Genomic DNA, 25,833 nt, shown 5'->3' on the forward strand with positions numbered 1-25,833 from the left:
TGGGAGTGGTCCTGTCAAGCACGGAACGCAACGGCGACGCCCGCGAGCGTCTCCTGGCCCGGCTTCTCGACGCCTTCGAGGAGGGCCTTCCCTCGCCGGAGGTGTCGCTCCGCGAGATCGCCGCCAGGGCCGAGACCAGCCACGCCCTCTTGCGGTACCACTTCGGGTCACTCCCCGGCGTCTTGGCGGCCATGCTCGAGGCGCAGCGATCGCGTGACAACGAGGCGCTGCTCGAGACCGCCCGGCAAGGCACCTTCGACGACCTCGTCGTGGCGATCTGGCGGGCCTACACGCGCCCGGAGCAGTTGTCGCGGGTCCGCGGCTTCTTCCACGTCGTAGGGCTCGCCGCGTACAGCCCCGAGGACTTTCGCGAGTTCATCGACTCACTCGACGACCTGGCCAAGATGCTGGCCTCGCTCGCGGAACGCGAAGGGCTCGGCACCGAGGAAGCGTCGACTTTGGCCACCGTCACCATCGCCGCGATGCGTGGCCTGCTCCTGCAGGAGGTGCTGACTCCGGCAGCCCACTCGGAGGACGCGGTCGCGTTGATCCTGCGCATGAGCAAGGGCCGGTCCGTTCCAACAGACACGCGGGGGGCCTTGAGCGGGTAGCCGCCTTTCGGCACCGCGAGATCGGCGTCAGCCCGCCGCAGTACCGGAGTCGGGCCGCAGCCGTGTGAGCGCCTCGCCGGTCGCGCTGTCGAACAGGCAGGACGCGAACGCGACGTCGCCGTCGGCGACCACGTCCAGGTCGCGGATGTCCAGGTACCGCAAGGCCATCTGGAGTCCTCCACGACGGCAGACGTGCTCGCCCTCGCCGCCAGGGTGGGTGCGGAGCCGGAGACCGAGGTCGCCGCGCACCGCGCGGCACTGCCGAACGCGACACCGGGCGAGCTGCGCTCAGCGGTGCTGGGGGAGGCCCTGTTCGGAGCCGGCACGGCCCGCATGGCACAAGCCCACGCACGGATCTCGGGCGGCCGCACCCACGTCTACTCGTTCGGGTACCGCTCGACGGCCCTGAACGGACGACTCGGCGCCACCCACACCGTCGAGCTACGACCCGCGACGACCCGTGGCGGAGATCCTCGGAAGCTGACGGAGGCCGCTCCGGATGGGCCTTGCTTGCGACAGCGGGCCGTCTCCCTCACCGCAGGGATACGGCCCGCCGTCAGGAATCAGGGTTCAGCCGTGAGCCGCGGCCACTGCGGCTCCGGTCGGCTGGTCGGTCACCGGTGGCATCAGCTTCGGGTACACCTTCTGGAATTTCTCGATCATCGTGGCGGACGGGATGATCCGGTTCGGGTTGGCCTGGCTCGTCGCCTGCTTCTCGCCCCACGCGCCAGCGGCCTTGCGCTGGTCGGGCGTGCCGTGGCTGTGGTAGCAGTCGCCGATGGAGGCGTCGAGGTAGGCGACCTCCTGCTGGGTGCGGGCGTTCCAGCCGAAGCCCTTGGCGTGCGCGACGAAGTAGCCGCCGTAGGCGTCGGGACCCATTTCGGAGGACTCGTTGCGCGGGTAGTTGTCGTGGGCGAAGTCGACTTGGTGGCCGTACTCGTGTCCGACCACGGACTCCACCGAGACGTCGTCGAACCCGAGAACGCCGACCGTGTCGAGCAGGCCGTCACCGAGCGCCACGCGCTTGCCGCCGAGGCTGCCGGCCGGGGCGGAGAACGCGTTCAGGGTGATCAGCGGGTTGCGGCCGCCCTGCAGGGCCGGGACCTCGTAGAGCACCTTGGTGGCGAGCGCGGCGGCGTTCTTCACCTTCGCCGGCGCGAGACCGAGGCTGAAGGTCTGCGCCATCTTCGCCTGGCTGCCGAGGTCGGTGCCTTTCCAGGCGACGAGCTGGATGTTCCAGCTCTCGATGTCCCAGAAGCCGCGCAGCTTGTCGATCGTGTCGGTGGCGCGCGAGGTGTATTGGCCGTCGGTGCCGAAGACCTGAGGGCTCTTGTCGGATGTGACGCCCTGGACGTAGAGCTGGCTGAGCCCGGACAGTGCGTCGAGCGCCTTGTTCTCGAGCGGGGTCAGCTGTGACGCAAGCTTGTTCGCGTACGTCAGCAGCGAACCCTCGGTGCAGCCCGGAATCGGGCCCTGCGCGGCCCGGCTCCGCGGCCCGATTCGCGGAATGGGCGACTCGATGAGCCGGTCGACGCCACGCAGCGCGTCGGCGGGCAGGCCGTTGTAGAGGTCGACGACGTCCTGGTACAGCTGCGCGACATCCTGCTCGACGGTGGATGGCGTGGCCGCGCCGGCGGGAACGGCCGTGGCGAGTGCGAGTGCCGCCACGGTTCCCGCTGCCGCGAGCGTGTGGCCGAGGAATCCGGTCCGCTTGGGCAAGGTGATTTCCCCTCTGCTGGTCCGTTTCAAGATCACCAATCGCCGCCACAGTAGGGCGGCGATTGGCGGTGGAACCGGCGCCGGGGCAAGAACCCCGAAATGGCTCACGCCTTTCGGAGGGTTTCGGCGGTGCGGACATCGGCCGAAAGTACTAGGAGCCGTCGCGTCGGAAGGTTCGCGACCGAGGGGGCGCTGCCGATCAGCGGGGCTCGCCGAACCAGTGGACGAGCGCGGCTTCGAGGTCGTCCGCGTTGCCTGCCCAGCACACGTAGCCGTCCGGCCGGATGAGCATCGGCTCGGTGTCCGCGCCCTGGCCCGCGCGGTGCACCCGGTCCTGCCAGCGGGCGGCGACCTCGGCGAACCGGCCGGCCGGATCGAGCAGGACGCCGCGTCCGCGCCGCAGCAGCTCGTGCGACCGGACCGGGCCGAGGTCCAGGTCCGGCGCGGGGAGGCCGACGAGCGGCTGGTTCTCGGTGCCCGGCATCGGGTAGCGGATGCCCATCCCGGACAGCATGTCGTCGAGGTGGTACTGCACGTCCAGCAGGCGCACCAGGGCCGCGAACAGGTCCTTGGCCGCCGCCAGATCCGGGTCGCCGGTGCCTTCCCAGTCCATCAGCAGGCTCTGCGCCTGGACGTTGCGCAGTACGGCGGCCGCGGCCGGGTGGCGTTCCGCGTGATAGGTGTCGAGCAGGTGTTCCGGGGCCCAGCCGTGCACCGCGGCGCCGAGTTTCCACCCGAGGTTGAGCGCGTCCTGGATCCCGGTGTTCATGCCCTGCGCGCCGATCGGGAGGTGGACGTGGGCGGCGTCGCCGGCCAGGAACACCCGTCCGTGCCGGTACCGCGTGGCCTGCCGGGCCGCGTTGGTGATGCGGCGGGCGTAGCACAGTTCGAGCAGTTGCACCCGGGAGCCGAAAACCGCACGCAGCCCCTCGCCGATCTCGTCCTCGGTGACCGGGACCTCCCGCGGAAGTGACCGGCCCGGCCCGCCCAGCGAGAGCCGCCGCAGGGGCCTGCCCTGCGGATCGGTGCCGAGCGGGAACACCGACGCCCAGTGCCCGTCCTCGCTGCGGGTGTGCGTCATCGCCTGGTCGTTGCCGCTCAACCGCACGTCGGCGGCGACCACGGTCGCCGTGCCCGGCCGGCCGGGGAACTCGGCGCCCAGCAGCGACCGCACCGTGCTGCGGCCACCGTCGGCCGCGACCAGATACCGCGAGCGGATGACGCCGCCGCTCGCGAAGGTGGCGGTAACCCCGTCCCCGTCCTGGGTCGTTCCGGTCAGTTCGTGGTCACGTCGCACGTGGATGCCTTGTGCGGCCAGGTGTTCTTCGAGGAATCCTTCGATCACCACCTGCGGGACGGACCGCCACGGATGGCGGTGCCTGTCCCGGGTGAGCGGGAGCGTGACACCGGCGAAGTGCGCGGTGCCGATGGGGTGGTTTCCGGTGGCCAGCAACGGTTCCAGCAAGCCGCGCTGGTCGAATGCCTCCTGGGTGCGGGACTGCACGCCGCCCGCCTTGGACAACGCGCTGCGCCGAGGCAGTTTGTCGACCAGCACGGCCGGCACGCCCGCCACCCGCAGTTCGTTGGCCAGTGTCAGGCCGGTCGGGCCCGCGCCGACGATGAGCACATCGGTGTCCATGGATGCTCTCCTGGTGGTGTCTCGAGGGATGAGGGCAACGCTGCGCTCGCCCGCCCAGTCGCGCCAGAAACCGGCTCGGTTGAGTCGGTATCCGACACGATTACGCTCAAGACGGTGGAATCCGACTACGACGAGCTGGATCGCCGGCTCGCGCACGCCTTGCAGATCAACGGCCGTGCTCCCTTCAGCACGATCGCCGAGGTTCTCGGCGTGTCGGATCGCACCATCGCCCGCCGGTACGCGCGGTTGCGGTCGGCGGGGGCGGTGCGGGTGATCGGGGGAGTCGACCCGACGGCCATGGGCGCGGTGCTGTGGTTCCTGCGGGTGCGCTGCGCGCCCGCCGCGTCGGTCCCGGTCGCCGAGGCGCTGGCGCGGCGCCCCGACACGTCCTGGGTGAGCATCACCTCCGGAGGCACCGAAATCACCTGCACGGTCCGCACCGAGAGCGAGGCCGACAGCGAGGCGCTGCTGCTGGCCAAGCTCCCGCGCACCCAGCGCGTGGAGGGAGTGACAGCGCACTCGGTGCTGCACGCGTTCTACGGCGGCCCGGACAACCTGGTCGCCAAGCTCGGGTCGCTGGACGAGGAGTCGATCGAGCGGCTGCGCCCGCTCCCGGTGCCGCACAGGCCGGGACCGGTGCGGCTCGACGACTCCGACCGCAAGCTCCTCGCCGCGCTGGCCACCGACGGCCGGGCCGAGTTCGAGCACCTGGCCGCGGTGACCGGCTGGTCGCCGACGACGGTCCGGCGCCGGATGGCCGAGCTTCGCGAACGCGGGGTGCTGTACCTGGACATCGACGTCGACGGGCGCCTGTTCGGGGTCGGCCCTCGAACCCTGCTCTGGCTCTCGGTCGCCCCCGCTCACCTGGAAGAGGCCGGTGCGGCGCTGGCCGCACACCCGGAGATCGCGTTCGCGGCCGCCACGACCGGGCCGACGAACCTCTGCGCGAGCGTGGCGTGCGCGGGTCAGCGGGAGTTGTACCGGTACCTGACCACCCGGGTGGCCATGCTGCCGGCCATCACCCACGTCGAGACCGCACCGGTGATCAGGACCGTCAAGCAGGCCGCACACCCGACGTAGCGACCACCGGCGGGCCGCTGTGATCGGTTCTGGTACGCCTCGACCCCGCACGTGTCGCGCTGCACGCGCTCAAACTGTCCGCCGGCGGCGTGGCACCCGGTGCTTCGCGTTCAGGGCTGCAGCGACTGGGTGCCGAGGACGGTGGCGAGGGCCAGGCGGTCGGCGTCCTCGGTGCCGGGCTCGGCGGTGTAGACGGTGATGCGCAGGTCGTCCAGGGCGACGAGCAGGGTGTCGCAGTCGAGGGTGATCGGGCCGGCCGCCGGGTGGTCGATGGGCTTGCGCCGGGATGGGTCGGGCAGGGGCGGCGGGGCCGCGGTGTCCCAGAGTTCGGCGAAGCGGGGGCTGCCGGCGGCCAGGTCGGCGATCAGGCGCCGCAGCGCGCGGTCGGCGGGGTAGCGCGACGCCGTCAGGCGCAGGTCGGCCACGAGCCGGGCTTCGTGTTCGGCCTGTTCCCGCGGGGTGTGCACGACCCTCGATGGCAGCCGGGTGACGTTGCGCCAGATGGCGTTGCGGTCCAAGCCGCGCCAGGACGTCGTGTCGCCCATGAGCGCGTCGTAGGGCGCGTTGGCCAGCACGAGCGTCCAGGTGGCGTCGTAGACGACCACGGGCGTGTGCGAGAGCCGGTCGAGCAGCCGCTGCACGCTCGGGGTGACCCGCGACGGCACGACGTCCGGGCCGGGCGGGGCGTGCCCGGCCAGCCGGTAGAGCAGGTCGCGTTCGGTGTCGGCCAGGCGCAGCGCGCGGGCCAGCGACTCCACGACCTGCGTCGACGGCGCCGTCGCGCGGCCCTGCTCGAGGCGGGTCAGGTAGTCGGCCGAGATGCCGGCGAGCGCGGCCAGTTCTTCGCGGCGCAACCCGCTGGCCCGGCGCCGGCGGCCCGTCGGCACGCCGACGGCCTCGGGCGCCGCCCGGTCGCGCCAGCGGCGCACCGTCCGGCCGAACTCCCACGCTTCCACACAGTCCATTCTGGACCAGTCCGCCCCGGTTGTCCTGGTCCTGGCAGTCCTACGAAAACCGGACGACTGGCTGCGCCCCGGCCGTGCTCGCAGGCTGGCGCCATGACCGAACCCGGAACCGTCCTCATCACCGGCCCCACGCGCAACCTGGGCCGCCACGCCGTGCTGGCCATGGCCGGCCGCCCGGACGGGCAACGCCCCGACCTGCTGCTCGTCGGCCGCGCCGGATGTGACCTGACCGCCGTCGCCGGCGAAGCTCGTGCCCTCGGGGCACGGGTCCACGAGATCGGGTGCGACCTGGCGAGCCTGGCCGACGTCCGGGCCGCCGCGGCCGGCGCCCGCGAGCTGATGGCCGCCGGCGCTGTCCGTCCGCTGCGTGCGCTGGTCGCCAACGCCGGCACCATGTCGCCCGACACCCGGCGGGCCTCGGCCGACGGCTACGAGCTGACCTTCGCCGTCAACCACCTCGCCCACGCGCAGCTCATCGGCGACCTGCTCACCTCGTTCACCGCCCCGGCGAGGGTCGTGCTGGTCGGCTCGAACACCTACCACGCCAACTTTTGGCGCAAGCTGCTGCACGTGCCCGCAGCCGAGTGGGCCGACCCCGCCGAACTGGCCCGCCCGGCCGACCGCGAGCAGACCCCGGGCATGGCGGCCTCCGGCGTCGCCTACTCCAACGCCAAGCTCGCGATCCTCTACTACGCCCACGAGCTGCAGCGCCAGGCCGGCCCGGGCATCACCGTGTCGGTGTTCAAGCCCGGCTGGATGCCGGGCACGGCGCTGGGCCGCGGCGCCCCCGCGGCGTTGCGGGCGATGAGCCGTGCCCTGGGCCGGATTCCCGGCGTCTCCACGCCGCAGCGCTCAGGGCCGCTGCTGGCCGCGATGGCCCTCGACGAGCGGTGGGCGCACCTGCGTGACGGCGCGTTCGTGGTGAAGACCAAGCTGACCGAGGTCCAGCCGGTCGCCCACGACCGCGATCGGGAGCGGCGGCTGTGGGAGGCGACCGCCGAGCTCCTGGAACGCGCAGCCGCGTCGCGTAGCCCGCGGTGAACCCACGGCGCGGTCAGCGCAGGGCCGGGTCGGCGAGGGCCCGGCTGCTGATGCCGGGGACGTAAGCGCCCAGCGCGGTGATGAGCGTGCGGATGCCGCTGCGGGTTCCGGTCGTGAGCCGGGCGGTGCGGGCCACGTCGAGTTCGTTGGCGATGGTCAGGACGGCGAAGTCGGTGAGGTCGTCGGCGGCCAGGGGGAGGATCTCGCCGGTGAAGCGGTCCGTGAGCGGGAGCGGTGTCGCGCCGAGGTGGGCGTAGGTCCGGCTCCGGTCGCAAACGCCGTAGCGGTGGACGAGGGCCTCGGCGTCGTCGCCGATGGCCGCGCGCAGGCGGGCCCGGCGATCCGGCGGCAGCAGCGGGTGCGGGAAGCCGTCGGTGCCGTAGGTGGCGTGGCACAGCGCGGCGAGGCGCGCGCGCCGGCTCCCGCCCCACGCGGCCACCTGATCGCGGACGCGCCGGAGGTGGTCGAGGAGGTGGCCGCCGGGGTGGCCGACCTGCTCCGCGCCGAGCTCGCGCAGGAGCGCGAGCGCTGGCCACTCGGCGGTGGCGGCGGCGATGGTTTCGGCCAGCGCCACCGGTCGGTCCCGCGCGATCAGGTGCCCGGCTTCGCGGATGCGGGTCACCGCGGCGTGCGGAGCCTGCCGCAGCAACCCGTCGACGTCGTCGTCGGTGACGGGCGACCCGTCGCCGCCGCGCACCATCAAGACCGGCAGGCCGAGCCGGGCAGTGACCTCTCGCAGCCGGGGAACCCGGGCCAGGATGTCTTCGACGAGCCCGGCGTGCGGGTCGAGCAGGCCGCCCGCGGCGAGGAAGCGGCGGACCCGGCCGGGATCCAGGCCGGGCACGACGTCCACCAGCACGAGACCCGCCACCCGGGCCCGGATCGCCGGATCGCCGAGGGCGGCGATGGCGGCGAGCCCGCCCAGCGAGGCGCCGACGACCACGCATCCCGGCGGTTCGGCGTGGAGCATGGCGGCGACGTCGTCCGCGCAGAGCGCCAGCGTCCGCGGCGAGCCGTCACTGTCACCGTGACCGCGTTGATCGAAGGCCACGCACCGGAACCCGGCCCCGACGAGGACCTCGGTGACCGGCGTCCAGACCCCGCGCCGCTCACCGCCGGCGTGCAGCAGCAGGAGGGTCGGCCCGGCGCCGGCCTCTTGTCCTTCGAGGACCGCGTCCGGGCGCGCGAGGCGCCGCGCCCGGACGCCCGTGGGCTCGGTCATGGCAGCGCCCCCTCTACCTTGTGACATCAAGGTAAGACGGTAGGTCACCGTACCTTGGCTGGTCAAGGTACGGTGGTGGCGTGACCTCTCCGCGTGTGCGCCGTCCTCCCGCCGAGGCCCGGCGCCTGATCCTGGACGCCGCCGAGGGAATCCTGGCCGAGGGCGGCGTCGCCGCCGTCGGCGTCCGCGCCGTCGCCGCGCGCGTCGGCATGACCGACGCCGGGATCAGCCACCACTTCGGCAGCCGCGACGACCTCCTGGAAGCGCTGCTGCGGCACGGCGGCCGGAAGATCCGCGCCGGGGTGGCGGAGGTGCTGCGGTCCTGGCTCGACCGCGGTGCCGACCTCGGTGAGCTCGTCGACACCCTGGCCGCGTTCTACCGCGGTGGCTACGGCGAACTGGCCGTGGCGCTGCACGCCGCCGGCTGGCGGGACCGGGGCTCGGGGATGCTCGCCCCGGTGGTCGACGCGCTGCACGCACTGCGCGCCGACGCGGCGGACATCGAGGACACCAGGCTCGCCGTGGCCGCGCTCCACCAGGCTCTCGTCACCGAGTCCCGCTACGGTCCGGTGTTCCGCCGCAGCGCCGGCTTGACCGGCCGGGCGGCCACGGCCAGCGGACCGCAGCTCCGCTGGTGGGTCACGCACTTCTCCCGCTCACTCGGCCTCTCCTAGCGGGGGGCCACCGGGCCGATGGCTCGACGGTGGCCCCTGTGGTCGCCGTCCTGGCTGCCGTTTCTCGCGTTCCTCTGAACCGGCCCGGCACGCGCCCCTGTCGCCGCGACCGGGTGGTTCTTCTGGTGACCGGGGGGGGAGTGCGGTACAACCGGAAGCGTGGCCGAGCGCGTCCGGCGTCCCGACCCGCCGTTTCCGTCGAACGCGACGTGCTGGTGCGGTACCTCGACGCGTGGACGGCGACCGTGCTGCGGTCGCCGCGTGGGGCCGCCTACGTCGAGTGCGGGGACTTCGCCGCCGACGCCTTCCGGGTCTTCGGTGAGTTCGCCGACCGGCTGGACGATCACCACCTGGAGGCGGTCCTCGTCGGACGGCCGGTCCCGCCGGGTGGCGCTCCGGCGGGGCTGGCCGTCCGGACCGTCGTGTCCACAGTAGAATGACCGCAGACTCTCGCGGCGATGTGTGGAGGCAACCCGGAGCGGATGGCGTCGGTGACGAAGATCCTCCGAAAATCATGGTGCCGCCATTTCAGCGCCTGGCCGCCGGCGGTGATCTCGGCGGCTTGTGACATGGCAACAAGGCACTCCCGGATATAGCTGCGGGTGAGAGGCCGATCCTCGGTGCCGAACCGGCGTTGGAACAGGAACGGCATCGGCGAGCACCGGGTGAAGGCTCTTTCTCTGCGGCGCCGAAAGCAGATTATGACGGCTGTGGCCATCGGGCTGTTATTGGGTGCGAATTGGCGTCTGTCGCGCCGATGCTCTGATCGCAGCCTGAGAGTGTCAGCCTTACCGCGGGTGGGGGTGTACAGAGTGGGGGAAGTTACTTCCATGTTGCGATCAGTCGTTACGCTTTCGGTCAAGATGAATGCATCGCAGTCTGCCTCCCCTCCGTTGTATCGGTGGGCGCGAATGCGTCGAGGGCTGCGCGCAAGCTCGAAACCCGTACGCCGGCGATCGTGTCGATTCTCCTGACGGTGCTGCCTTCGCCCGCGAGATGTCTGTCGACGGCGGCTTGAAGCACGGCACGGACGTGTCGCAGCCGACGAGGTGACGGTTCGCCTTGGTGGTCGTCAGCCTGGGGTGCTCGGAGGCGTCGTCGTCGCGGCCTGTGTTCTGCTGCTTCGCGGAGTGCAGGTAGCCAGCGGTTGCGGCGCCATGCGTTTTCTCCCGACTTGGTGGCTTGTGTGGGGGATGCCTGGTGGAAGAGGTCCCATGCTTGCTGCTCGGTGAGGCCGCTTTCGGCGGCGGCGATCGTGGTGGCGGGGGCCCAGAACCAGCGCCGCCAGGCTTTCTCGCCGATCTCGCGGGCTTTGGTGCCGGCGAGGTTGGCGAAGACCCAGGCGTGCGCCGTGGTGTGGCCGGCGCGGGCTAGCGAGCTCAGCACGCCCTGTTCGCCCTGCCCGAGCCGGGCGCCCCTCACCGCCCTGATCTGGCGCGGCTGGCATCTCCTGATTCGCGGCGCGGCGCGGCCGCCGGACGTCTGCGGTAGCGCTGGCGTTCCCGCCATGCGGCGTGGCGATCCAGTACGCCTTCGTGGACGAAACCGAGGTGCTCGACGACGGTGTGGGACGCGGCGTTCTCCGGGTCGATGGCCGCAGTCGCTCGGTGCGGATTCAGTGGTCCGAATGCGAAATCAAGGGCGGATCGACAGGCGTCCGTGGCGTACCCCTTGCCCCAGTGATCGGTCGAGCACCATTCGGAAAGGCCGGTGTCGGCCGACTTGGAAAAGACGTAACGGCTCGGTGTGCCCATGATGCAGCCAAGGAAGCGAGTGCGGCCGGCGAATTGACCTGAAAGCACGTTGTGCGACCTCGGCATGACGAGATTCACGTGTGCCTTCACGCAGACTTTACTAAAAGTAAGTGCCGTCACACTCTAAAGGGTGGTCTTGTATCAGGCGGGTGGGTGACTCGATGGTCCAATTGCGCTGTTGTTTCTTTCTGGCTATGGTTCCGATCATCTCCGATGAGGGGATCAGGCGACCCGCTACGGGCTCCACGATGGGATTACGTCGTTGCCTTCTATTGATGCGTTTCGTGCAGACCCTATACCGCGTGTACCCAGGGCGGACGTGGCGCCTCAGTCTTTCCCGCAGCAACGACTGTGGATAGTTTACCAATTCGAGCCAGAGAACACGGACTACCTTTGCCCGACCGTATTGCGGTTGCGTGGCGGGTTGGACGTGGACGCGCTCAATCGGGCCCTGACAGCTCTGGTGGCGCGACACGAGTCGCTGCGGACCACGTTCGGCGAGGTGGACGGCCGCGGCGTGCAGATCGTAGGAAAGCCGTACGAAGTGTGCGTCTCGGTGTCCGACCGTGACCTCGACATGATCCTCGCCGAGGAGACGGGCACGCCGTTCGATCTACGCCGGGAACCGTTGCTGCGGACCCGCCTGGTACGGCTCGGCCACGACGATCACGTGCTCGTCCTGACACTGCACCACATCATCACCGACGGCTGGTCGACCGGGGTGCTGCTTCGCGATCTCGCCGCCCTGTATGCCACCGATACCCCGCTTCCGCCACTGCCGATCAGCTATCTCGATTTCTCGACGTGGCAACGGGAGGGGTCTCTTGAGGATCACCTCGGCTACTGGAAGGCGCAGCTTGCCGGGCTGACGCCGCTGGAGCTGCCGATCGACCGCCCTCGGCCGGTGGTGCGGACCTCGGCGGGCGCGGTTCACGAGTTCGTGGTGCCGGACCAGGTCGTACAGGCGCTCAAGGAGATGTGCCGGGATCGGTGTTCCACCTTGTTCATGGCTCTGTTGGCGGCCTGCCAGGTCCTGCTGGCCCGGTACTGCGGGCGTGAAGACGTCGCGGTCGGCACGGTCACCTCCGGCCGGGATCGGGCCGAGCTGGCCGACCTGGTCGGCTTCTTCGTCAACACTGTGGTGTTGCGTTCGCAGGTTGCTTCGACGAAGCGATTCGACGAGTTGCTCGCTGAGGTCCGCACCACGGTGCTGGACGCCTTCACACACCAGAACGTGCCGTTCGAGCGTGTGGTCGAGGCGGTGCAACCGGTACGGGACCCCAGCCGTACACCCTTGTTCGACGTGATGGTGTCCTTGCAGAACACTTCCGGCGAGGTCGTGAACTTGCCCGGACTGCGAACGGATGAGGTACACCTGCCGGTGGTGTCCGCGACCCATGATCTCGTCTTCGAGTTCCAGGAGTCCGACGGGCGACTGCACGGCGTGGTCGAATACAACACCGACCTCTTCGACGTGACGACGATCGAGCGGCTCGCCAAGCAACTGGGAGTCTTGCTGGACGCCGTCTCCCTGGATCCCCATCGGCTGGTAGGCGAACTGCCGTTGTGCGACGGTTCCGAACTGCGTCGGATCTTGGTGGACTGGAACGACACGGCTCGTGATGTGCCGAGGGTGTCGTTTCCCGCGGTGTTCGAGGCGCAGGTGGCGCGGACACCGGAGGCGACCGCCGTGGTCTCCGGCGACCGGCGGCTGAGCTTCGCCGAGGTGAATCGCCAGGCGAACCGGTTGGCTCGCTACCTGGTCGAGCGGGGCGTCGGGCCGGAACGATTGGTGGCGTTGATGCTGCCCCGATCCGCCGACATGGTGGTGGCGATTCTGGGTGTGTTCAAATCGGGGGGCGCCTACCTTCCCATCGACCGGAACCTGCCGGCCGAACGCGTCGAGTTCATGCTCGACGACGCGAGCCCGTGTCTTGTGCTCGACTCATGGCCTGACACGACCGGTCACGCGGATGTCGACCTGTCCGACGCTGACCGGGTTTCCCACCTCCGTCCGGAGCACCCCGCCTATGTGATCTACACGTCGGGATCGACCGGGCGCCCCAAAGGAGTGGTGGTCGAACACCGGAATCTGGTGAACGTCACGTGTGACCACGCCGCGATGTTCCCTGCCGAGGAACGGCTTCGGGTGGCGTTGACGGCGGTGTTCTCCTTCGATGCTTCGCTGGAAGGTCTCGTGTTCCTGGCCGCGGGGCACGAACTGCATGTCGTCGACGACGCCACGCGCCTGGACGCCTCGCGCTTGGTCGACTACGTGGACGCGCAGCGTGCGGACTTGGTCGATGTGTCTCCGTCGTACCTGCCCGGGCTGATCGAGGCCGGCCTCTTCGACAACAGCCGGCACCGGCCGAGTAAGATCATTCTCGGCAATGAAGCCGTCGACTCGACGTTGTGGCGGCAGCTTTCCGGCTTGCCGGACACAACCGCCTACAATTTCTACGGTCCGACCGAGTGCACGATCGACACGGTGTACTGCCGGATCGCCGGTGAGCGCCCGGTGATCGGGCGGCCGCTGTGGAACACGCGGGCTTATGTGCTCGACGAGACTTTGCGGCCCGTCCCCGTCGGGGTGTCCGGGGAACTCTATCTCGCGGGAAACCAGCTGGCCCGTGGCTATCTCAACCGGCCCGGCCTGACGGCTTCCCGCTTCGTGGCGTGCCCGTTCGGGACGCCGGGTGAGCGCATGTACCGCACCGGGGACCTCGCGCGTTGGAGCGCCGACGGACAGCTGGTGTTCGTCGGCCGGGCCGACGATCAGGTCAAGATCCGCGGCTACCGGGTCGAGCTCGGCGAGGTGGCGGCGAGCCTGCTCCGCCAACCTGGTATCCGCGAGGCCGCCGCGATAATCCGGGAGGATCAGCCGGGACGGAGACGACTGGTGGCGTACCTGGTTGGTGCCCCGTCCCCGGACCTGCGCACGTCCTTGGCCGCGAGTGTGCCGGACTACCTCGTGCCGTCGGCGTTCGTCACGCTCTCCGCGTTGCCGATGACCCCGGCCGGGAAACTGGACCGGCGCGCCCTGCCCGCACCGGAATACGCCGCGAAGGAATACACCGCACCGAGCACTCCCGCCGAGGAAACGTTGACTCGGATCTGGGCCGATGTCCTCGGCCTGGAACGGGTTGGCGTCACCGACAACTTCTTCGCCCTCGGCGGCGACTCCATCCTCAGCATCCAGATCGTCGCCCACGCCCGGCGCGCTGGTCTCCACCTGACTTCTCTCGACGTCTTCGAGCACCCGAGCGTTGCCGAACTCGCCTTCATGGCGACCCCGGGGCCCGTCGAGGCGCCACCGGACCCGTCGGCGACCGGTCCGGCTCCGCTCACCCCCATCCAAGAATGGTTCTTCGCCACCCACGACCCGCGACGGTACTGCACCATGTCCATGTTCGTGGAGCTGACCGCGGACGTGGACGAGGACAGATTGCGCGAGGCACTGCACACCGTCATCGACCACCACGCCGCCCTTCGGACACGGTTCACCCGCGACACGGGCCGCTGGTCGCAGGTGGCGGTCCAGCAGGAAGATGCCCCGGTATTCCGGGTCGTCTCGCATGGGGGCACTGACCCCGAGGAGGCACTGGCCGCGCAGCGGAGCCTGAACATCGAGCACGGGCCACTGCTGCGTGCTGTGCTGTTCCGCGGACCACGCCCACGGCTGTTCCTCACCGTCCACCACCTCGTCATCGACGGCGTCTCGTGGCGGATCCTGCTGAGCGATTTGGAGACCGCCTACCGAGGTGCCGACCTCGAGCGCGCCGGAAGTCCGTTCACGCACTGGGCACGTCGGCTCGACGAGTACGTCCGCGCCGGCGCGTTCGATGATGATCTGCAGCACTGGCGAACCGTTCCCGCGGCGCTGCCACTGCCGGTGGACCGCCACGGGCAGAACACCGCGGACTCGGTTCGAGCCGTCACCACTCATCTGGAGCGCGCGGAGACCGGCGCATTGCTGCGTGAGATACCGGATGTGTACCACACACAGGTCAACGACATCTTGCTCAGTGCGGTCGGAGTCGTGCTGGCCCACTGGACCGGCCGCGATCAGGTGTCGATCACGTTGGAAGGTCACGGCCGCGAGGAAATCCTCGCCGGTGAGGACCTCACCGGCACGGTCGGCTGGTTCACCACCCAATTCCCCGTCGCACTCGACATCCCGCGTGCTGGCTGGAGCGACATCCTCAAGAGCGTCAAGGAACAACTGCGCGCTGTGCCGCGCAAGGGGCTCAGTTACGAGGCGCTGAAGTACCTCAAGCCAGACGCCGGCTTGGGTGGTGCGTTGCCCCAGATGTCCGTCAACTACCTGGGACAGTGGGACAACGCGGGCGGCGACACCGGACTCATCCAGCGGGGGCTCGACCCCGTCAGCCAGGAGCAAGAGTCCGGCCAGACCGGCGATTGCCTCCTGGACATCATCGGCCTGGTCGAAGACGACGAACTCGAACTGACCTGGCAGTACTTCGCCAGCGTGCACGACGAGGCAACCGTCCAGGGGCTCGCCGATCAGCTCATCGCGGCGTTGCGTGAAATCATCCGGCACTGCCAGGCACCAGGTTCCGGTGGGCGGACACCATCGGACTTCCCGCTCGTCCGGCTCACCCAGGCCGAAGTCGACGCCATCGCCGGGGACGGCTCCGATGTCGAGGACATCTACCCGCTCACCCCGCTGCAAGCCGGCATGGTCTTTCACGGCCTGGTCGACTCGCGCGCCTACGTCAACCAGTTCACGCTGGTGCTGGCCGGAATCACCGATCCGCGTGCCCTCGGCAAGGCATGGCAACAGGTCGTCGACCGCACCCCCGTGCTCCGGAGCCGGATAGTCTGGCAAGACCTGGACGAACCGGTTCAGGTGGTCCATCGCCGGGCGACCGTGCCGGTCGACTACGGCCAGCCACCCCCCGAACCGACGATCATCGATCTGAACTCCTTCCCGTTACTGCACCTGACCATCACCGCGTTGGACGACAACCGGGTCGAGCTGACGTGGACCTCGCACCACGTCCTGCTGGACGGCTGGAGTACCGGATTGGTGCTCAACGACGTGTACGAGCATTACGCCGCGATCGTCGGTGACGGCCCACCGGTCTTGACCGCCCGCCGGCCTTTCCGCGACTACCTGCGGTGGCTGTCCGAACAAGACGCCGCGGCGGCGGAGCAGCACTGGCGAGCCGTACTCGCCGGATTCGACACACCGACACCCCTGCCGTTCGACCGCCAGCCGCGCGAGGCGCATCACACGGAATCGACCAAGGCCATCGAAAGCGGCATCGATGCCTGGGATCTCCGGGAGATGGCGCGACGCAACGGATTGACCGTCAACACCGTCCTCCAGGGAGCTTGGGCCCTGCTGCTGTCGCGCTACAGCGGGGAATCCGACGTCGTCTTCGGCACCACCGTCTCCGGCCGTCCGCCCGAGCTGGCCGGAGTGGAGTCGATGGTCGGCATGCTGATCAACACCATCCCCACCCGCGTGCGGGTCGACGGAGCGCAGCCCATCATCACGTGGTTGCGTGAGCTCCAGGCGGCGCAGAGCCGGTCGCGCAGCCACGACTTCGTCGCGCTGCCCACGATCCGCTCCTGGAGCGATCTACCCGCCGGTTCGCCGATCTTCGACAGCATCGTGGTGTTCGTGAACTACCCCCTCGACGACGCCAACTCCGCCGGGATTTCCGTCACCGAAGTGGAGGCCGTGGACACCACCAACCTGCCACTCACCTTGACCGCGCACGCCGACAAACGGCTCGACATCAAGCTCGCCTACGACCCACGGCTCTTCGACGAGCCGACGATCAGCCGGATGTCGGAGCGGCTTTCCCGGCTGCTGGAGGAGATCGTCGCCCACCCCGACCGCCTGGTCGACCAGCTCTCCTGGATCTCGGAAGCAACGCGGCACCGGCTGCTGGTGGAGTGGAACGATACGGCACGGCAGGTCCCGCATGTGCCGTTCCCTGTGGTGTTCGAGGCGCAGGTGGCGCGGACCCCGGACCTGACCGCTGTCGTCTTCGGCGACCAGGTGTCGAGCTTCGCCGAGGTGAATCGGCGGGCGAACCGGTTGGCCCGGCACCTTGTCGAGCACGGGGTCGGGCCGGAGCGCCTGGTGGCGTTGATGCTGCCCCGGTCCGCCGACATGGTGGTGGCGATTCTCGGGGTGTTCAAGTCGGGGGGTGCCTACCTGCCGATCGACCCGGACCTGCCGGCCGAGCGGATCGAGTTCATGCTGGGTGACGCCGACCCGTGTCTCGTCCTCGATGCCCTTCCCGACACCTCCGGTTTTCCCGGCACTGATCTGACTGACGCTGACCGGCTTTCTCCTCTTCGCCCGGAGCACCCTGCTTATGTGATCTACACGTCCGGGTCGACCGGGCGGCCCAAGGGGGTCGTGGTCGAACACCGGAGCCTGGTGAACGTCATCGCTGACCACGCCGACGGCTTTCCCGTCGAACGGCGAATCCGGGTCGCCTTGACAGCGGTGTTCTCCTTCGACGCTTCCCTGGAGGGGTTGATCTTCCTGGCTGGCGGTCACGAACTCCACGTGATCGACGACGCCACTCGCCTGAACCCCCGCGCTCTCGCCGACTACGTCGACACGCACCGCGCGGACTTCATGGACGTGCCTCCCTCCTACCTGCCGCAACTGATCGACGCGGGCCTGTTCGGCGACCACCGGCACCACCCGAGGAACCTGATGGTCGCCGGCGAAGCCATCAATCCGGAGTTGTGGCGGCAACTTTCCCGACTGCCCCGCACGACGGCGTACAACTTCTACGGACCCACCGAGTACACGGTCGACGCGGTGTACTGCCGGATCTCCGGAGACCGTCCGCTGATCGGGCGCCCGCTGTGGAACACCCGGGTGTACGTGCTCGACGCGAGCCTGCAACCCGTCCCCGTAGGTCTGCCCGGAGAGCTCTACCTCGCAGGCAACCAGCTCGCTCGCGGCTACCTCGGCCGGCCGGGCCTCACGGCTTCTCGCTTCGTGGCCTGCCCGTTCGGGAAACCCGGTGAACGCATGTACCGCACCGGGGACCTTGCCCGTTGGAACACCGACGGACAGCTGGTGTTCGTCGGCCGGGCCGACGACCAGGTCAAGATCCGCGGCTACCGGATCGAGCTCGGCGAGGTGGAGACGGCTTTGCTGCGCGAACCTGGTATCCGCGAGGCCGCGGTGATCGCCCGGGAGGACCAGCCCGGCCGGAAGCGATTGGTGGCGTATGTGGTCGGTGACCCCTCGCCGGATCTGCGTACGTCCCTGGCCGCGCGTGTGCCGGACTACCTCGTGCCGTCGGCGTTCGTCACGATGCCCGCGTTACCGATGACCTCGAACGGGAAACTGGACCGGCGCGCGCTGCCGGCACCGGAATACCTCGCCGAAAAATACGTCGAGCCACGCACGTCGACCGAACAGACGCTGACCCGGATCTGGGCTGAAGTCCTCGGTGTGGAACGGGTTGGTGTCACCGACAACTTCTTCGCCCTCGGCGGCGACTCCAGCCTGAGCATCCAAGTCGTCGTCCACGCCCGGCGCGCCGGGCTCCAGCTGGACGTCAGGCACCTGTTCACCGCGGCGACGGTCGCCGACCTGGCGCGCGAGGTCAGTGCCTGATGGCCGCGCGCTCGGCTGTTACCCCACGAAATGAGAGCCCGGAGATGAGAGACGGCATCGCCTACCAGGTACTCGTGAACGACGAGGGCCAGTACTCCCTGTGGCCCGCGGACCAAGCTGTCCCTGCCGGCTGGCGGCCCGACGGAACCACCGGCACCGAAGAAGAGTGCTGTGCCCATGTGGACGAAGTCTGGACCGACATGCGCCCCAAGGTCCTGCGCCAGGTTCTTCGCTGATGTCGCAAATGACTGGCCGACCAGGAAGGCGCCCATGACCGGGTGATGGTAAGTATTCCGAAATGCGGTGCGGTTCTTCGTCTGTTAGAACGTGGTTGTGCTGAACATCCGCCGGGTATCCGGACGCGACAACCCTGGCGAGTGCGAAGAGCACCCAGCGGCCGAAGAACCCGGCGGTGCACCGCGTGCCGGATGGCGTGATCTGCTCCGGTCCACGCACGGGAATCGCGCGGTACTGGCGACGGCGACGGTGCTGTCGCTGGCCGCCGGCGGGCTGGGACTGGCGCAGCCGTTGCTGGCGAACGGAACGATTGAAGCGTTCTCCCAGCGCGGTCCGTACGGCGTGTGGCTGGCGGTGCTGGCGTCGGTGTTCGTCGCGGAGGCCGCGATTTCCGCGGTGGCTCATTATCTGCTCGAACGCACCAGCGATGGGATCGTGCTGGGGCTGCGTCGGCGGATCGTGGAGCGGTTGCTGCGATTACCGATGAGCCGATACCAGCAGCACCGGCTCGGCGACTTGATCACCCGGGTGGCCGGCGACACCACCTTGTTGCGTGACGCGCTGGCCTACGACCTCGTCGAGGTCACCGTCGGCTCGTTCGTCACCGTAGGCGGCATCGCGATGATGATCTGGCTCGATCCCGTGCTCTTCGTGGTCGTCGCGGGGATCGTCGGGCTCACCGGCAGTCTGACTCTGCTACTGCTCAAAGGCATCCGGCGAACGGTCGAAGACGCACAGGACAGCCTCGGCGCCATGAGCGCCGAGCTGGAACGCGCGCTGTCGGCGATCCGGACCGTCCGCGTCCTGCGTGCCGAGGACCGCGAGCGTGATCGGATCATGCGCCTGGCCGACAAGGCTTTCCGCGACAGCCTGGCGACCGCGCGGCGGGAAGCCATCGTCGGACCCGCGATGACCTTGGCGGTGCACGGCTCCATGATCGCTGTGCTCGTGGTGGGCGGCCTGCGGGTGGCGGGTGGTCAAGCGTCACTGGCGGAACTGGTCGGATTCCTGCTCTATGTCACCTATATCGCTGAACCGATGGCGGGCCTGTTCGCGGTGTTCGCGATGCTGCAGCGAGGGCTGGCGGCGTTGCAGCGGATAGAGGATGTCGCCCAGCTGCCTATCGAGGCCGACGAACTGGCCAGTCCGGAATCACCGCCGAGCACCCGAACACCGGTCGACGCGCAGACGGCGGCGATCGCGTTCCGCAACGTCGATTTCGCCTACAAGCCAGACCGGCCGGTGCTGCGCGACGTGTCGTTCGTCGTGCCGCGCCATCGTTGCGTCGCGATGGTCGGCCCCTCGGGTGCGGGCAAGTCGACCATTTTTGCTCTCATCGCCCGCTTCTACGATCCCACCGCCGGGCGCATCCTGCTCGACGGACGCGACATCGTGCGACAGATGAGCGTGGACGAATGCCGGGCGGCGATCGGCCTGGTCGAGCAAAGTGCGCCGATCATGGCCGGCACCCTGCGCGAGAACATCACCTACGGTAAGCCCGAGGCCGCCGATGCGGAGATCCAGCGTGCCGTGGAACTGGCCAGTTTGACCGGTCTCGTCCGCAGGCTGCCCGCCGGTCTGGAGACCCACGTGGGAGAACACGGCGACTTGCTCTCCGGTGGCGAGCGGCAGCGGGTAGCCATCGCCCGCGCTCTGCTGCCCCGGCCACAGCTGCTCCTTCTGGACGAACCCAGCGCGCACCTCGACCCCGCCAACGAAGCAGTACTGCTTCGCACGCTTCGACAGATCGCCGCGGAATGCACGCTGCTGGTGATCGCGCACCGTCCCGCCACCGTCCAAGCTGCCGACAGCGTGATCGTGCTCGACCAAGGACGCGTGGCGGCGATGGGTCGCCACCCTCAGGTGGCCGCCGTCATCCACGACAACGCCGTCAGCAGCGAGTGAGTTCGAGGAACTCTTCCACAACGACTACGCATCCGCGCCGAACGACGAGCCGGCGTGCACCAAGCCATCCTCAGCCTGGCCTGACCTCCAAGGCCCCATGCCATCGCCGTCGACGCCGGTTCCGGCCCAGTGCAAGCACGGCGCGGCGCGGACGCAGCCGCCTTTGTGCTCGGCCTGCTCTTCGCGCTCATCCCGAATCTTCCGATCATTCGACGAGCTTGCCCGCGGTCGAGACCTCCCGGACGAACGCGGCGATCTCCGTGGGCACCGGTGCCACCGCCTCCCGGGCGACCTGTCCCGGCCCGGACCAGATCAGGTTGACCCGCAGTGCGTCGTCCGGCTCCGGGAAGTCGGCGCGGTTGTGGCAGCCGCGGGTCTCCCGACGCTCGATCGCGGCCTCCACGGTCGCGCGGGCGGCGACCAGCGACGACCGCAGGTCGAACGCGTGGGCCAGATCCTGGAAGCCGGCCAGGTCGGGATGCACGCCGACGTCCTTCGTGGTCGCTTCGATGTCGTCGAGCCGGCCCAGTGCCGTCGTCAGGCCCGCCTCGTCGCGCACCACACCGGCGTGCTCGGTCATCGTGTCGCGGACTGCCCGCTGCAGGGAGCGGACGTTCTCCGGCCCGTTCGCCGCGAGCAGCTGATCCACCTCGTCGCGGGCCTCGGCGACCGCCGCGGTGCCGCGCTGCTGGACGTCGAGCCCGGCGGAGTAGTCCGCGGCGGCGTCGCCCGTGATCCGGCCGTAGACGAGCAGCTCGATCAGCGAGTTGCCGCCGAGCCGGTTGGCCCCGTGCAACCCGCTGGCGGCCTCGCCGATGGCGTACAGGCCCGGCACACCGGTGCCGTGGTCGTCCGGACGCACCCACACCCCGCCCATCGAGTAGTGGGCCGTGGGTGCGACTTCGATCGGCGTGGTGGTGATGTCGAGCATCTGCAGCTCGATCAGCGTCTGGTAGACGCGGGGGAGGCGCTGCATGATCGTTTCGCGGGGGAGGTGCGAGACGTCGAGCCACACCCCGCCGTTCCGGCTGCCCCGGCCCTCCTTGATCTCGGTGTAGGCGGCGAGGGCGACGCGGTCGCGGGTGGACAGCTCCATCCGGGCCGGGTCGTAGCGGGCCATGAACCGCTCGCCGAGCTGGTTGCGCAGGATGCCGCCCTCGCCGCGGGCCGCCTCGGACACGAGCGTGCCGGCCGCGTCCTCGGGGGCGATCAGACCGGAGGGGTGGAACTGGACGAGCTCGGGATCGCGGATGCGCGCGCCCGCCGTGAGGGCCAGCCGGAACGAGTCGCCGGTGTTCTCGTCGCGCCGTGACGAGGTCCGCCGCCAGATCCGGGTGTGCCCGCCCGCGGCCAGGATCACGGCGTCGGCGTGGATCAGGTAGCGGGTCCCGTCGCGCAGGTCGAACCCGTAGGCGCCGAAGACCACGCCGTCGTGCGTGAGGATCCGGGTCACGTACAGCGTGTCGATGATCGGCACGGCGAGCTGCCGGGCCCGGTTCACCAGGGTGCGCTGGATCTCCAGGCCGGTGTAGTCGCCGGCGAACGCGGTCCGCCGGAAGGCGTGCGCGCCGAAGAACCGTTGTGAGATCCGGCCGTCGGTTTCGCGCGCGAACGGCATGCCCCAGCTTTCCAGCTCCGCGATGCCGCGGGCGGCGCCCTCGGCGACGATCCGGACGGTGCGCGGGTCCGCGAGGAAGTAGCTCTCCTGCAACGTGTCCGCGGCGTGCTGCTGCCAGGTGTCTTCGGGGTCCATGGTGCCGAGTGCGGCGTTGATCCCGCCCGCGGCCAGGTTGGTGTGGGCGTCCGCGCTGGGTCGCTTGCCCACCAGGAGGACGTCGGTGCCGCGTTCGGCCAGCTGGATCGCCGCCCGCAGGCCGGAGCCGCCGGTGCCGATCACCAGTACGGAGGTCGCGAGCCTGCGCTCGGTCGGGTTCATGCGTGGTCCTCTCGTCGTCCGGTGAAGGCGCCCGGCGGTGGGTGGGACCAGCCACGCTCTGCTTGACGCGTACTCCGGAGAGCCGTCTGAAACCCGGTGTTCCCGCTCTTACCTCGCGGCTCGGCCGGGCACCTTTCACCACTAGGACATGGCAACCCGCGCGAATGTGACTGCCTCCTGCGTCACACATTCCCGCGCCCGTTTGTCCTTGCTGCGGAAGCGCGTTCGCCGAGCGAAGGGAAACGTCGTGAAGGTCGTGGTTATCGGAGGAACCGGGCTGATCGGTTCGAAGGTGGTCGCCAAACTGGGCGAACACGGGCACGAGGCGGTCGCCGCCGCCCCGAACACCGGGGTGAACACCCTCACGGGAGAAGGGCTGGCCGAGGTGCTCGAGGGTGCCGCGGTCGTGGTGGACGTGTCGAACTCGCCGTCGTTCGCCGACGACCCGGTGATGGAGTTCTTCCGGACTTCCACCACCAACCTGCTCGAGTGCTCGGCGAAGGCCGGGGTCGGGCACTACGTGGCACTGTCGGTGGTCGGCACGGACCGCATGCTGGAGTCGGGCTACTTCCGCGCCAAGAGCGTCCAGGAGCGGCTGATCCGCGAGTCGGGCCAGGCGTACTCGATCGTGCACGCCACCCAGTTCTTCGAGTTCGTCAAGACCATCGCGGACGTCAGCACGGTCGACGGCGTGGTCCATCTGCCGCCGGGGCTGATCCAGCCGATGGCCGCCGAGGACGTCGCCGCCGGGGTCGGACACGTCGCGGTGGGGCGGCCGGTGAACGGGATCCGTGAGATCGGCGGCCCGGAACAGTTCCAGCTCGCCGAACTGGTGCGCAAGGGCCTTGTGGCGCACGGTGATCCCCGTGAGGTCGTGGTCGACGAGCAGGCCACCTACTACGGGGTGCGGCTGAGCGAGCGGATGCTGCTCCCGGGCCCGGACGCCCGGCTCGGGGAGATCACGTTCGACAAGTGGCTCGCGCAGCAATGACCACGGCAGCGAAGATCTCGATCCCCGGCTACGTCGCGGGGATCTGGGACGTCGACCCCGTGCATTCCGACGTGTCCTTCACCGTCCCGCACATGATGGTGAGCAAGGTGCACGGCCGGTTCGGGCGGTTCACGGGCCGGATCGTGACGGGCGAAGACGTGACCGGCTCGTCGGTCACCGCCACGGTCGAAGCCGCTTCAGTGGACACGGGCAACGAGTGGCGGGACAAGGACGTGCGCTCGGAGTCGTTCCTCGACGTCGAGAACCATCCACTGTGGACTTTCCGCTCGACCGGCGTGCGGATCGCCGGCGACGGCCTCGTCGTCGACGGCGACCTGACGATCAAGGGCGTCACCCGGCCCGTGTCGCTGGCGCTCGAGGTGAACGGCATCGTGCCGGACACCGCCGGTGGCACCCGGGCCGGCATCTCGGCTTCGACGACCATCGACCGCAACGACTTCGGCGTCACCGTCAAGCTGCCGCTCGACGGCGGTGGGGTCGTGGTCGGCGAGAAGGTGCAGATCACCCTCGAGATCGAGGCGGTGCTGCGCCCGGCGTGACCCGCCAGGTGTGCTCGGCGTGGAGGGGCTCTTCCGGTGCAGGGAGAGCCCCTCCACGCTGCTTTGTCAGCGTTCTGTTTCGGCGTAGCCGGCTGCCAGGCCTTCCAGCACCTCGTCCCGGCTTATTTCCCATCGGGCGAGCCCGGCATCTGCTCGCGGCACGCTGGTGGTAGCCGGTCCCGACCTCTGTCACGCAGACGAGAAGGCGCGGGACCTCGCCCGTCTGCTCTCCGAAAGCATCGTCCTGACCGGATCCGACGCCTCGGCCTCGCGCACGCTCGGCGTGTTTTGTGCGCCGTGAACGTCAGCGTTGGTTCGCGTCCGGTCGGACGCGGTCGCGGAAGGCGGCCGGCGTCGTTCCGGTGCGGTGCTGGAAGTACTTGGAGAAGTTGGACGGATCGTCGAAGCCAAGGTCTGCGGCGATCCGCGCCACCGGGTCGCGGCCGTGGGCCAGCTGGCGTTTGGCTTCGAGGACGATGCGTTCGTCCACGAGCTGCTTCGCGGACAGGCCGGTGTTCTCGCGGGCGAGGCGGTTGAGGGTGCGGGTCGAGTAGCCCAGCCGGGTGGCGTAGTCGGCGACCTTGTGCCGGGTCCGGAAGCTGTTCTCCAGCTCGTCGCGGAACCACACGAACGCCTCGTGCGTGGGCGGGCGGCGGCCGCTGCCCTCCGGGACGGCCATCATCAGCAGGAGCAGCGCGGCGGCCAGCGCGCGGGCGAGTGCGGCGTCCCGCAGGCTCGTGTCCGGCGCGACGGCGGTGGCGAGCGCGGTGGCGAGCGCGGCCGCCGCCGGTGTGTCGGCGACCGTCGCGGCGGCCCAGTGGTTGGGCGTCGCCACGCCGGCGGCCCGGATGAGCTCCCAGGTTCCGGTGTCGATCGCGGACCGGGTGAACAGGAACACCGGGCCCTCGATGTGGTCGATGGCGCCCCACTGCTGCACCTGGCCGGAGCGCACCCAGAGCAGGTCGCCGGGCGCGAGCGGATAGCCGGTGAAGTCGACGGTGTGCACGGCGTGTCCGGCCTCGATCTCGATCAGCAGGTCGAAGCCCAGGCGCTGGGGCGCGACGAACTCGTGCGGTCCGCTGCGGGCCCGCATGCGCGCCAGCGACGTGCGCTCGATCTCGCCGGTCACCCCGGGCGGCGGCTCGTATCGGACGGGCCGGATGTTCTGTCCCATTTTTACCATGATAGGTCACGTGACGACCGTGAAAAGACCAGGTGGCGTTCCTAGTCTGTGGTCATGGCAGTGAAATTGACCTATGTGTTCGACGCTTACTGCGGCTGGTGCCACGGCTTCGGCCCGGCGGTCGCCGGGTTCGCCGCGGCGAACGCCGGGCGGATCGAGCTGGAGGTCGTCAGCGGCGGCCTGTTCACCGGCGCCCGCGTCGCGCCGATCGGCACCATGCCCTACGTCGACGGCGCCAACGCCCGCATCGTCGAGCTGACCGGCGCCGAGTTCGGTCCCGGCTACCGCGCCCTCGTCGCCGACGGCCGGTTCCGGATGGATTCCACGGCCGCTGCCACCGGCTTCGCCGCGTTGCGGACGGTCGCGCCGGATCGGGCCCTGGAGGCGGCCGAAGCGATGCAACAGGCGTTCTACATCGACGGACTGAGCCTCTCCGAACCGGAGACCTATCGGCACCTCGCCGGCCGGCTGGGCCTCGACGCCGACGACGTGCTGACCGCGTTCGCCTCCTCTGGCGCTTCGGCGGCGCAGGACTTCACCCGCGCCGCCCGGCTGGGCGTCACCGCCTACCCGACGCTGCTGCTGCACACCGCGACCGGCGTCGTGCGGCTCGGCGGCCCGACCTCGTCCGCCGCCCATCTGACCGACGCCCTCGACCGCCACCTCACCTCCGTTTCGCACTGAAACCCCGG

21 protein-coding genes and 1 pseudogene are annotated in these 25,833 nt (G+C 69.7%); 12 read left to right on the forward strand and 10 right to left on the reverse strand.

Translation table 11 applies throughout. The annotated features are described in order from the left end of the window. The first annotated feature begins 5 nt into the window (after window positions 1-5). Window positions 6-611, forward strand: coding sequence for a TetR/AcrR family transcriptional regulator (locus tag AB0M82_RS30995; RefSeq protein ID WP_364729360.1), 606 nt, complete (start codon window positions 6-8; stop codon window positions 609-611). 27 nt (window positions 612-638) lie between these two features. Here AB0M82_RS30995 and AB0M82_RS31000 read toward each other — a convergent pair whose 3' ends face one another. After that, window positions 639-779 (reverse strand): hypothetical protein, encoded by a 141-nt coding sequence (locus AB0M82_RS31000; protein WP_364729363.1) that lies wholly within the window; start codon window positions 777-779, stop codon window positions 639-641. Between AB0M82_RS31000 and AB0M82_RS31005 the strand changes: the two are divergent. After that, a pseudogene (locus AB0M82_RS31005) lies at window positions 765-1,055 on the forward strand (carboxylesterase/lipase family protein); the annotation flags it as partial. The gene AB0M82_RS31000 and the pseudogene AB0M82_RS31005 sit on opposite strands and share 15 nt — an antisense overlap. Window positions 1,056-1,181: 126 nt before the next feature. Here the strand turns inward: AB0M82_RS31005 and AB0M82_RS31010 are convergent. Then, window positions 1,182-2,330 carry a hypothetical protein gene (locus tag AB0M82_RS31010; protein WP_364729366.1) on the reverse strand — a complete coding sequence of 383 codons (1,149 nt, stop codon included), beginning with the start codon at window positions 2,328-2,330 and terminating at the stop codon, window positions 1,182-1,184. Window positions 2,331-2,529: 199 nt separating this feature from the next. Continuing rightward, window positions 2,530-3,969 (reverse strand): FAD-dependent monooxygenase, encoded by a 1,440-nt coding sequence (locus tag AB0M82_RS31015; RefSeq protein WP_364729369.1) that lies wholly within the window; start codon window positions 3,967-3,969, stop codon window positions 2,530-2,532. Window positions 3,970-4,083: 114 nt separating this feature from the next. Here AB0M82_RS31015 and AB0M82_RS31020 point away from each other — a divergent pair, with 114 nt between their 5' ends. Further along, window positions 4,084-5,049 carry an Lrp/AsnC family transcriptional regulator gene (locus AB0M82_RS31020; RefSeq protein ID WP_364729372.1) on the forward strand — a complete coding sequence of 322 codons (966 nt, stop codon included), beginning with the start codon at window positions 4,084-4,086 and terminating at the stop codon, window positions 5,047-5,049. A 110-nt stretch (window positions 5,050-5,159) separates the two neighbouring features. On the opposite strand, the gene AB0M82_RS31025 is transcribed toward AB0M82_RS31020, so the two are convergent. Next, window positions 5,160-6,014: a helix-turn-helix transcriptional regulator gene (locus tag AB0M82_RS31025; RefSeq protein ID WP_364729375.1), complete on the reverse strand. Its 855-nt coding sequence runs from the start codon at window positions 6,012-6,014 to the stop codon at window positions 5,160-5,162. Between the two features lie 93 nt (window positions 6,015-6,107). Between AB0M82_RS31025 and AB0M82_RS31030 the strand changes: the two genes are divergently transcribed. Further along, window positions 6,108-7,055, forward strand: coding sequence for an SDR family NAD(P)-dependent oxidoreductase (locus AB0M82_RS31030; RefSeq protein ID WP_364729378.1), 948 nt, complete (start codon window positions 6,108-6,110; stop codon window positions 7,053-7,055). Between the two features lie 13 nt (window positions 7,056-7,068). Here the strand turns inward: AB0M82_RS31030 and AB0M82_RS31035 are convergent, their stop codons facing one another. Continuing rightward, window positions 7,069-8,277 carry an alpha/beta fold hydrolase gene (locus tag AB0M82_RS31035; protein WP_364729381.1) on the reverse strand — a complete coding sequence of 403 codons (1,209 nt, stop codon included), beginning with the start codon at window positions 8,275-8,277 and terminating at the stop codon, window positions 7,069-7,071. Window positions 8,278-8,357: 80 nt separating this feature from the next. On the opposite strand from AB0M82_RS31035, the gene AB0M82_RS31040 reads away from it, so the two are divergent. Together AB0M82_RS31040 and AB0M82_RS31045 are read left to right on the forward strand one after the other, a co-directional pair. Further along, on the forward strand, window positions 8,358-8,951 hold the full coding sequence (locus tag AB0M82_RS31040) for a TetR family transcriptional regulator (protein ID WP_364729384.1): 594 nt from the start codon (window positions 8,358-8,360) through the stop codon (window positions 8,949-8,951). A 125-nt stretch (window positions 8,952-9,076) separates the two neighbouring features. After that, complete coding sequence (locus tag AB0M82_RS31045; RefSeq protein WP_364729503.1) at window positions 9,077-9,391, forward strand: hypothetical protein; 315 nt, start codon at window positions 9,077-9,079, stop codon at window positions 9,389-9,391. Here AB0M82_RS31045 and AB0M82_RS31050 read toward each other — a convergent pair. The 3 genes from AB0M82_RS31050 to AB0M82_RS31060 are packed head-to-tail and all read right to left on the reverse strand — an operon-like array spanning window position 9,295 to window position 10,795. After that, on the reverse strand, window positions 9,295-9,783 hold the full coding sequence (locus AB0M82_RS31050; RefSeq protein ID WP_364729494.1) for a tyrosine-type recombinase/integrase: 489 nt from the start codon (window positions 9,781-9,783) through the stop codon (window positions 9,295-9,297). The genes AB0M82_RS31045 and AB0M82_RS31050 overlap by 97 nt on opposite strands. Window positions 9,784-9,809: 26 nt before the next feature. Further along, on the reverse strand, window positions 9,810-10,373 hold the full coding sequence (locus tag AB0M82_RS31055) for a hypothetical protein (protein WP_364729387.1): 564 nt from the start codon (window positions 10,371-10,373) through the stop codon (window positions 9,810-9,812). Then, complete coding sequence (locus AB0M82_RS31060; protein WP_364729390.1) at window positions 10,370-10,795, reverse strand: GNAT family protein; 426 nt, start codon at window positions 10,793-10,795, stop codon at window positions 10,370-10,372. The genes AB0M82_RS31055 and AB0M82_RS31060 overlap by 4 nt, the downstream gene beginning before the upstream one ends. Window positions 10,796-11,024: 229 nt before the next feature. Here AB0M82_RS31060 and AB0M82_RS31065 point away from each other — a divergent pair, with 229 nt between their 5' ends. The 3 genes from AB0M82_RS31065 (at window position 11,025) to AB0M82_RS31075 (ending at window position 20,471) form a co-directional block, all read left to right on the forward strand. Next, window positions 11,025-18,329 carry an amino acid adenylation domain-containing protein gene (locus tag AB0M82_RS31065; protein ID WP_364729393.1) on the forward strand — a complete coding sequence of 2,435 codons (7,305 nt, stop codon included), beginning with the start codon at window positions 11,025-11,027 and terminating at the stop codon, window positions 18,327-18,329. 44 nt (window positions 18,330-18,373) lie between these two features. Then, window positions 18,374-18,565: an MbtH family NRPS accessory protein gene (locus AB0M82_RS31070; RefSeq protein WP_364729396.1), complete on the forward strand. Its 192-nt coding sequence runs from the start codon at window positions 18,374-18,376 to the stop codon at window positions 18,563-18,565. Window positions 18,566-18,662: 97 nt separating this feature from the next. After that, window positions 18,663-20,471 (forward strand): ABC transporter ATP-binding protein, encoded by a 1,809-nt coding sequence (locus AB0M82_RS31075; protein WP_364729399.1) that lies wholly within the window; start codon window positions 18,663-18,665, stop codon window positions 20,469-20,471. 205 nt (window positions 20,472-20,676) lie between these two features. Here AB0M82_RS31075 and AB0M82_RS31080 read toward each other — a convergent pair whose 3' ends face one another. Beyond that, a complete protein-coding gene (locus AB0M82_RS31080) occupies window positions 20,677-22,407 on the reverse strand; it encodes an FAD-dependent oxidoreductase (protein WP_364729402.1) in 1,731 nt (576 codons plus the stop codon). 247 nt (window positions 22,408-22,654) lie between these two features. Here AB0M82_RS31080 and AB0M82_RS31085 point away from each other — a divergent pair, with 247 nt between their 5' ends. Continuing rightward, window positions 22,655-23,398: an SDR family oxidoreductase gene (locus AB0M82_RS31085; RefSeq protein WP_364729405.1), complete on the forward strand. Its 744-nt coding sequence runs from the start codon at window positions 22,655-22,657 to the stop codon at window positions 23,396-23,398. Beyond that, on the forward strand, window positions 23,395-23,958 hold the full coding sequence (locus tag AB0M82_RS31090; RefSeq protein ID WP_364729497.1) for a YceI family protein: 564 nt from the start codon (window positions 23,395-23,397) through the stop codon (window positions 23,956-23,958). Before AB0M82_RS31085 ends, AB0M82_RS31090 begins: the two co-directional genes overlap by 4 nt. Before the next feature lie 304 nt (window positions 23,959-24,262). Here the strand turns inward: AB0M82_RS31090 and AB0M82_RS31095 are convergent, their stop codons facing one another. Further along, window positions 24,263-25,132, reverse strand: coding sequence for a helix-turn-helix domain-containing protein (locus tag AB0M82_RS31095; RefSeq protein WP_364729408.1), 870 nt, complete (start codon window positions 25,130-25,132; stop codon window positions 24,263-24,265). A gap of 63 nt (window positions 25,133-25,195) precedes the next feature. On the opposite strand from AB0M82_RS31095, the gene AB0M82_RS31100 reads away from it, so the two are divergent. Beyond that, window positions 25,196-25,825: a DsbA family protein gene (locus AB0M82_RS31100; RefSeq protein WP_364729411.1), complete on the forward strand. Its 630-nt coding sequence runs from the start codon at window positions 25,196-25,198 to the stop codon at window positions 25,823-25,825. The last annotated feature ends 8 nt before the right edge of the window (window positions 25,826-25,833 follow it).

The organism is Amycolatopsis sp. NPDC051128, from assembly GCF_040682715.1.
GTDB lineage: Bacteria > Actinomycetota > Actinomycetes > Mycobacteriales > Pseudonocardiaceae > Amycolatopsis.